Consider the following 7,567-nt stretch of genomic DNA (forward strand, 5'->3'; position numbering starts at 1 on the left):
CCGTAAGGACACTTTCATGCTTTAAAACTTCTACCTCTAAAGCAAATACATAAAAAGCTGCACGCATAGTGCAGCTTTTTTTGTAAATTCTTCTTAATTACTCTAAAATTCAGCCCTCTTATTTAAAATGCTCTTTGCAATCAACATTGTATTTGACAAAAATAAAATCCATGCTAAGGTGAAACGAGTGGTTATCAGTGATTTTTTTTATCAACTATAAGGGGGGAAATATATGAATATTTCACTTAATAAAGTAAAAAATGTTATTGAATTGGCTGCTGATGAAGTTGTGCCAACTGCAATGCTTACTAAGTATGCACAGCGTAACGATATTCAAATTTATCAAAGTGAGCTTGATGAGCTTAATATGAATGATTCGCTGGAAGTTTAATGATGTATTGTTGATGCAAATCTGCTTATCCATCCATCTTTAAAAATTAAGCTTATTTAATAGCATGTTTCAGTTATTTTCAGAGGGCTTTTCTCAAAAAATTTGGGCTAAGCAAGCAGCTGAATTGTCAATTTCGTACATCCCTTTCAATGAAAGAGATGTTTTGAATGCTTTAAGACAATACGCTCTACATCCTCATAAACTCTTAGCTCTTAATCCTAAATCCGAAGTAGTAACAGTGGTTAATGGAGTGCGGAGTCCACGTCCTCTTTCAAACTTTCTTGTTTTAGATACGGATAGAACTATAGAAGAATATACTGCCCGCGTTGACCAATATGCCGAAGGACAAGAATTGGGCGGTCATGTATTATGGATTATACGCTGCAACCCCTGTTCTATGGGATGTGGCAAAACAGTTTTCAGATCAATTAGCTCATTCTTTAGGTTTTAGGCCTGGTGGGCGCGTGGATATTGACTGCTTCATCGGCCGATATTCCTCCACCCATGTTGGGATACATGTGGATCACGCTCATAATTTTGGTTTTACTCTACAGGATGGCAAAACAATGTTTGCATGGCCCAGTACACGAGAAGACCTCCAAGGGCTAAAATATCCTGAATATGAAGCGCATAAATTAACAGCAATTGCGCTGCAAAACCGTACAGACCGTGTTGCCTACTTTCCCCATGATGCTTTCCACGTTGCTGAAACTGGAAAAAATATCGCGGCAAATATCAATATTGCTTTTTGGGAAACAGCACACGATGCACAACATCATAAAAATTATGTCACGCATTTACTCCATCTTGATGATCGAACGCGACATGATATCCGCGCATCAGGAAGAGCAAATTTAAACCCTGATAATGCTTTTCAACACTCTGCACTAAACTCCGCCATCGCAAATGGTACCTTAAAACGCCATATGCTGGTTTCTCAATTAATTTGTGATACAAGTTCACGTTTATGTGTCAAGCGCCCCCTTATTGACGTCTCTGAGATTGAAAATGAAATCACTCTTCGCGCATCTGCAACCCTCCAATGGGTGCCCTTACTAGAAACAAAAGAACTCCTCATCGCAGCAAATGGGCATTGCGCCAGTTTTGAGTATAGCTCTCATCTAGAACATTTCCTTTCTCAACTTTCATCAGGAAAAAAATTAGATCTAGCAAAATTAAATGATAAACCACATGACACAGCACAGAAGGAAATTTTAAAAGCTGTAAAAGCTTTAGCATGTTGGGGAGCATTGTGACAAAGAAAAAATCCATGATTTTTACCCAAATGGGACTTTTCCTTGTTTTGAGCTTTAGCAGCTTTGCCGATGAAACAGCACAAGTTACATTTGCTCTACACTTAGCAGAAAGCACAGCATCTATTTCAATGCTGCTGTTTGCAGGGCTTGTCGGGGCAATTTGTGCCGGACCAATTGCACCACGCCTCTTGCATCGCTTCCAACCAGCGCGAACAGTACCCATTGTTTTATTGTTTGAAGCACTCTTTATAGCCACAGCTGCAATCGCCAACCAATTTTGGGTTTATATTGCCCTTTCTTTTGCACTAGGGTGTGCTGGTTCACTCTTTTGGTCTGCTATCCTTGTTGCTGTACCTGACTTCGCAAAAAATGATCGGCAATTAGACCATATCAACCGCATTATCCAAACAGTCCGTAATCTTGGCTACATTGCAGGACCACTGTTAGGAGGTGTGCTATATGGTCTCTCAAACGGGCAAAAAGGGCTCTTTGCACTATCTATCATGGTTCTCTGTGCAACCTTTATCACTCTCTTCTGTTTTAAAAGTTTAAACATACATATGCCAACAACCACAACACAGCAAGCCAAAAAGGGACTAGATTTAAGAGGGCTCTTGCGTAAAAAAAATGTTGTCTATGCTCTTTCTCCCCTCATCATCACCATCATCCTCACCTCTGCTCTCAACGTCTTATCGATTGTCCGCATTCGTACCGATCTCAACTTAAGCGCTGAAACCTATGGGGTAATCACAAGCATGATAAGTCTAGGCCTCGTGGTTGGTCCACTCTGTTTCTCCAGCCTTTTTCATCGCTTTGGCAATGCCGCTGGTGCATCACTGGCTGCCACAACCATTGGCTTAGCAATTTTCTGCTTTTCTCTCACATACATTGTATGGTTAATGATGCTGTCATTTTTCATCCTTGGTGGTGCAAACGGCGTACAAAATGCTCTAATGGCAAGTTTTATGATGAAAGCCATTCAGAAAGAACACCGAAACAACCAAATGCCCGCCTATATCTTCATCATACAAACAGCGGTGTGCCTTGGCTTTCTAGGAGCTGGTTTTGTAAAAGTGCATCACACCCAATACACACTATTTATCATTGGCATTGCCACCATGATCGCAGGCCTATTAGGCTTTACGTTAAACCGCGCTATGCAAAAAAAGGAATGGGATAATGCCTAGCAAACTTTGCCATCTTTTCTCTCGAAAAAAACCATGCCCAAAAATGGCATAAAAATCATCACCTAATCAAATTATTGTATCTCCCATGCAACCCCATACCAAGCAATGTGATTTTGATAAACCATTCTCGTGTGGAGGAACAAACAACCCCAGCAAACAACCATTGCCAAAACTTGATATTTCAAAGCAGAAGAAAACAGTTTAACATCATGCAACAAGACCCTATAGGCTTAAACTTTTACAATAGAACAGGTGGTTATGTATGGCAACTGGCAGACTATATGCTACATGACTTGAATGAAAGCATCCACACACTTGAATTGCAAAAACCAACACCACCTATAGCCATCAATTCTTTCGCTGTCTACCCACGTGAACTCAATCCTTTATCACGCGTTCAATGGGCAAAGGACGTACAGATAACGAGAAACAAACCAGCACTCATTGGCAAACGGCAAATACAACCCATCACCATTGTTTCTACAAAAGGAGCGACATTTGGCGGATTCGACTTTCCCATATTTGAAGCACTTCGTGAAGGCTGCCTTGTCCAACCCTTAAAAGAAATCAAACTCAATGGTACTCTTCTTGCCTCTGGAAGTCTTTTGATATCACTGCTACGACACGGTCTCATCGAAACAGATCAAAAAGCCTTTTCAGAAAATGATGCAACAGCTCTTTTACGAGAGACAACATGTCGTATCATCGATTCTCCTCTTGGCACTCTTGCCATTAATCAACTTAATGGGCGCACAATCCGGCTTCATGAAAAAACAAAACATCTCTTGCAGAAAGCTGCCACACCAATGCATCTTCAATACCCGCTAGAGGATTCAATAAAGTTTCTTGTAAAAGCAGGAATGCTACGATTGCTCACATTATAAGGATAAAAAGATGCAGCTGATAAGACCTGGCATGGGAACAGAAAATAGTGCTCAACTTATCCATACGCTTATTCAAATGGCAAGACCGCGCACAGTCATTGAAATCGGTGCTGGTAATAGTACGCGCTTTATCGCAAAAGCACTTCAAAAAGCGAATTTATCATGGCAACAAGATAAAAAGCTTTTAGAATCCGCCATTTGGGAAGAGCGCACAGCGTTGCTTGATCCTTCAGGAGTCCTTGAGAATTACGAACCACGGCTTATCACAATTGATGATTTTACAGTAGAAGGTCAATCAGCAGAAGAAGCATGGCACGAACTTCTTAAAGATAGCATTAAAAAAGACACTGTAACATTTATCAATGAAAATTTTTTCTCTCTTGATGAAAGCACCCTCAAATCTTGGGCGCCAATAGATTTTGCTTGGATTGATGCAGGAACCCCCGCAGATGATGTACGATTTGTTCTAACCCTTTGGGAACATATCACACCTGGTGGTTATCTTTGTTTGCATGAACCAACAATGATAACAACAATTGCTCTCAATGGCGAACAACGGGTTCGACGTGTTAGAACCCCTATCTGGGAAGAACTCCTCTATCGGCTTGATGGCTCCTATGAGGCTTTAACACTCCCCGAAAACCACAAATATCGCCAAGGTGGTCTGGGAATTATTCGCAAACGCACCCCAGCCGAACAAATTGTACGCGCACAATCACTACAAGCAGAACTCATAGAAATCAATGAACTTCCCATTCGCAACGATCTTTTGCCCATGGGAAAAGAAACCCTTCACAAACGCAATACCCGCAATTCACTGATCTCTGCCATGACATCACCGACACTGCGCGCTGTTTATGCCACCATCATCCTTGGTGCAAAAAATCTTACTGATATCCTCAAACATGTCGATTCAGATGCCAAAAACATTCACAAATCCATCAATCGCCTTTTGAATCTTGGACTTATTCACAACACAACAGAAGGATTTCAAGCCGAAGAGACAGTGTGGAAAATGCTAGAAAATAAACATGAACGGAATAGGGAAAATTTAAGCGACCGCCATTTAGAAACAGAAGAGATGCTATCAAAAATTGGTGAAGCCTTTCAAATGGGAAAAACCTATAGCGAAACGGAAGTTTCCAAGATATGCAACCTCTTTACGATAGACTTTGCCCGATTACGACGCACTCTTGTTGAGAGAGTTTTTTTACAACGCCATGGAGGAAAATATCAACGCATGCGCTAAAAGAGAATTGAAAAATGATTAGCGAACGCTATCGTTTTTCTTCTCTATTTCAAGAGAATGAATAACCTTCCACTAAAAAAATGTAATTTCATTAAAAGGTTACAAAATCATTCATCCCATTCATATGTTGACAATCTATGGAGATGAGATTAGCGTGCTCTCTTCGCAAGAGATGCAATGGGGAGGAACAAGAGTGCGGGATGTCAATTGGTTATTAAATAGGGTTAGAAACAGTCAAACCCATCAGGAGAAGATATAGGATCAAGGTCTCAATGATCTTACGATTGTTGCGCGAACATCCGGGCACAGTGTTGTTGCTCAATCCAAATCATGCTCGATATTTCTAAAAACATCGTAGAAAAAACAATATTCTTGCATTGGACTGGCTAGTGAATCAAGAAAGATACTATTTCAACGAAATGTGCACAGCAAAAACAGGGCTGGCAAAACTTCCTCAAAAGATACAACAAAATGTCTTTGATCATTTAACAACACTTCTATGGAAATTCCATGGGCAAAAATAAAATTCCTTTTTTCATCTATAGCACAGTTTTTCTTTCTGAATTTTCCTTTTTCTTTGTACTCCCTCTGCTTGGAAACTCTTCTCTCATAACTGCTGCCAATGTTGCTTTTTATCTCGCTGGATCAGTAATCCTTGAAAGCATTCTCATGGTAACCACAACGGGTTTATTAGAAAGATTTTCGCGTAAACTCTTAATGGCTACCGCCTTTATTTTAAGGAGTAGCGCTTTTGTGTGCATTATCCTATCGCTCACACCTTCTGCATGGTTGATCTTTTTTACCTTAATGGCTTTTTCGAAAGCAATTTCAAAGCCATTTTTGAGAGAAATTTTATCAGAACATCTCAATAAAAATGCTCTTAAGCGCGCATTAACTCTCTATTCTTTTTTTCAAAATGCTGCTGTCGTTATCGCCCCTCTTGTTGCAACGAGTGCTATAAAATACAACGCATCGACCTTCTTAATGGCTTTTTTTGCACTCCTTGGTTTGTATCTTTGTGTTCTATCCATTCAAATTGTTTATCATTACCCGCATAAAACATTATCTCTTGAAAAGAATAAAAAAACAAAAAAAGCTCTTCTTTCTTCTTTAAAAACAATAATACATAATCGTTCTATTGCTTATTTGCTGGTCACGGCTTTGCTTTGTGCATTCCTCATGGGAATTTTCATCACCACCACAACACTTCTCAGTAAATTTGACAGCAATCTCGCCCCTTATAGTGGAATTTTCTTTTCAATTGTTGGCATCAGTATTTGTATCTGGCAAGGAATAATCAATAAACATCTCAGCCTTTCTGATAAATCAACTTTCTACCTATTATGGCTTATGGGAAGTTTCTCCTCATTTTTCCTCATGGGTGGGGTCTTTACCGCTGTGACTGCATTAATTGCCTACAGTGTCTATGAATCTGTCATGATTCCAGAGATATACTATCAAGCAGGGAAAACAACCTCATCCCTCTCTGCCAGCGTTCTTTTTAGTTATATTCTTGTTATTTCAAATATTGGCCAAGCTGCCGGCTCATGGACAAGTGGATGGATCATCAGCCATTTCAACAATCATATCGCTTTCACCTTTTGCATGATTGTTGGTGCCTCCGCCTTTGCTTCTTGCCTGTGCCTCATGCAAACTAAAAAATAAGCAGCTTCCATGTCACATATAATTTTTGCAACCGGTGGCACAACAAGAGTGCCTAAAACACTTCGCCATAAATGGCTCAATTATGATTTTGTAACACACTCTGCGACAAAAAAGCTCAAAACGGTCTTTAAAGATTGCTCTGTAAACTCCGTTGCAAATTGTCTCATAGCTTAAAGGATTATGGGGTAGACAAGCGTAAGGTAGCTACATTCTGCACGAATAATATTCTATTGATATCCATGTGCAATACAGCCAAATCATTTTTCTTATAATTCGCTCATTTCTGCCATGACCTCACCGACACTACGCGCTGTCTATACTGTTATTATACTTGGTGCTAAAATTCTTTCTGATATCCTCAAACTTGTCAATTCAGAGACCAAAAACATTCACAAATCTATTAATCACCTTTTAAACCTTAGTCTTATTCAAAACACAACAAAGGGATTTCAAGCAATCGATAAATTATGGCAAGCGCTAGAAGATAAAAATGTACGAAATATGGAAAATTTTAGCGATCGCCATTTAGAAACAGAAGATATACTTACAAAAATTGCAGAAGCATTTCAAATAGGAAAAAACTATCGCGAAACAGAAACATCAAAAATATGTAGCCTTTTTACTTTAGATTTTGCGAGATTAAGACGAACCTTGGTGGAAAATGGATTTTTAAGACGATATGCAAGCAAATATCAGCGCATACGTTGAAAGAAAAAATTCAAGCATTTGAGTTTTTCTTGTGCAGCGTTTTGTTTTTTTGTTTTCTGTAAAGAGAATTTAGGACAGCTATGCGCCCCCTTAGTATTTAGTGGTATAGATAGTTTGGAGTTCAAGGAATTGTTTGCAGTTTTTTTGTTACAAAAAGTTAGCGGATTGTTTTGAGGATTTGGCTATACAGGCTACACATAAGACAAAAGAAGAGATGACATAAGAGC

Annotated in this window: 9 protein-coding genes; all 9 read left to right on the top strand. The window is 39.4% G+C overall.

Annotated features, from left to right (window positions below; genetic code table 11):
- Positions 1 to 232 precede the first annotated feature (232 nt).
- Positions 233 to 391 carry a hypothetical protein gene (locus tag ACFIK1_RS09505; RefSeq protein ID WP_375618735.1) on the top strand — a complete coding sequence of 53 codons (159 nt, stop codon included), beginning with the start codon at positions 233 to 235 and terminating at the stop codon, positions 389 to 391.
- A 64-nt stretch (positions 392 to 455) separates the two neighbouring features.
- The gene (locus ACFIK1_RS09510) at positions 456 to 842 is read left to right on the top strand and encodes a hypothetical protein (protein WP_375662663.1); all 387 of its coding nucleotides are present in this window, start codon (positions 456 to 458) and stop codon (positions 840 to 842) included.
- Complete coding sequence (locus tag ACFIK1_RS09515) at positions 796 to 1,647, top strand: hypothetical protein (protein ID WP_375662664.1); 852 nt, start codon at positions 796 to 798, stop codon at positions 1,645 to 1,647. The genes ACFIK1_RS09510 and ACFIK1_RS09515 overlap by 47 nt, the downstream gene beginning before the upstream one ends.
- Positions 1,644 to 2,834 carry an MFS transporter gene (locus ACFIK1_RS09520; RefSeq protein ID WP_375662665.1) on the top strand — a complete coding sequence of 397 codons (1,191 nt, stop codon included), beginning with the start codon at positions 1,644 to 1,646 and terminating at the stop codon, positions 2,832 to 2,834. Before ACFIK1_RS09515 ends, ACFIK1_RS09520 begins: the two co-directional genes overlap by 4 nt.
- A 113-nt stretch (positions 2,835 to 2,947) precedes the next feature.
- The gene (locus tag ACFIK1_RS09525; RefSeq protein ID WP_375662666.1) at positions 2,948 to 3,718 is read left to right on the top strand and encodes a hypothetical protein; all 771 of its coding nucleotides are present in this window, start codon (positions 2,948 to 2,950) and stop codon (positions 3,716 to 3,718) included.
- A 10-nt stretch (positions 3,719 to 3,728) separates the two neighbouring features.
- Positions 3,729 to 4,967 carry a DUF2087 domain-containing protein gene (locus ACFIK1_RS09530; protein WP_375662667.1) on the top strand — a complete coding sequence of 413 codons (1,239 nt, stop codon included), beginning with the start codon at positions 3,729 to 3,731 and terminating at the stop codon, positions 4,965 to 4,967.
- Between the two features lie 510 nt (positions 4,968 to 5,477).
- Positions 5,478 to 6,632 carry an MFS transporter gene (locus tag ACFIK1_RS09535; RefSeq protein ID WP_375662668.1) on the top strand — a complete coding sequence of 385 codons (1,155 nt, stop codon included), beginning with the start codon at positions 5,478 to 5,480 and terminating at the stop codon, positions 6,630 to 6,632.
- A 9-nt stretch (positions 6,633 to 6,641) separates the two neighbouring features.
- Positions 6,642 to 6,806, top strand: a complete 165-nt coding sequence (locus ACFIK1_RS09540; protein WP_375634983.1) for a hypothetical protein — start codon at positions 6,642 to 6,644, stop codon at positions 6,804 to 6,806.
- Positions 6,807 to 6,920: 114 nt separating this feature from the next.
- Entirely contained in the window at positions 6,921 to 7,340 is a 420-nt protein-coding gene (locus tag ACFIK1_RS09545) for a DUF2087 domain-containing protein (RefSeq protein WP_375662669.1), read from the top strand.
- The last annotated feature ends 227 nt before the right edge of the window (positions 7,341 to 7,567 follow it).

It is taken from the genome of Bartonella sp. OC16QHHD, assembly GCF_042194035.1.
Classification (GTDB): domain Bacteria; phylum Pseudomonadota; class Alphaproteobacteria; order Rhizobiales; family Rhizobiaceae; genus Bartonella.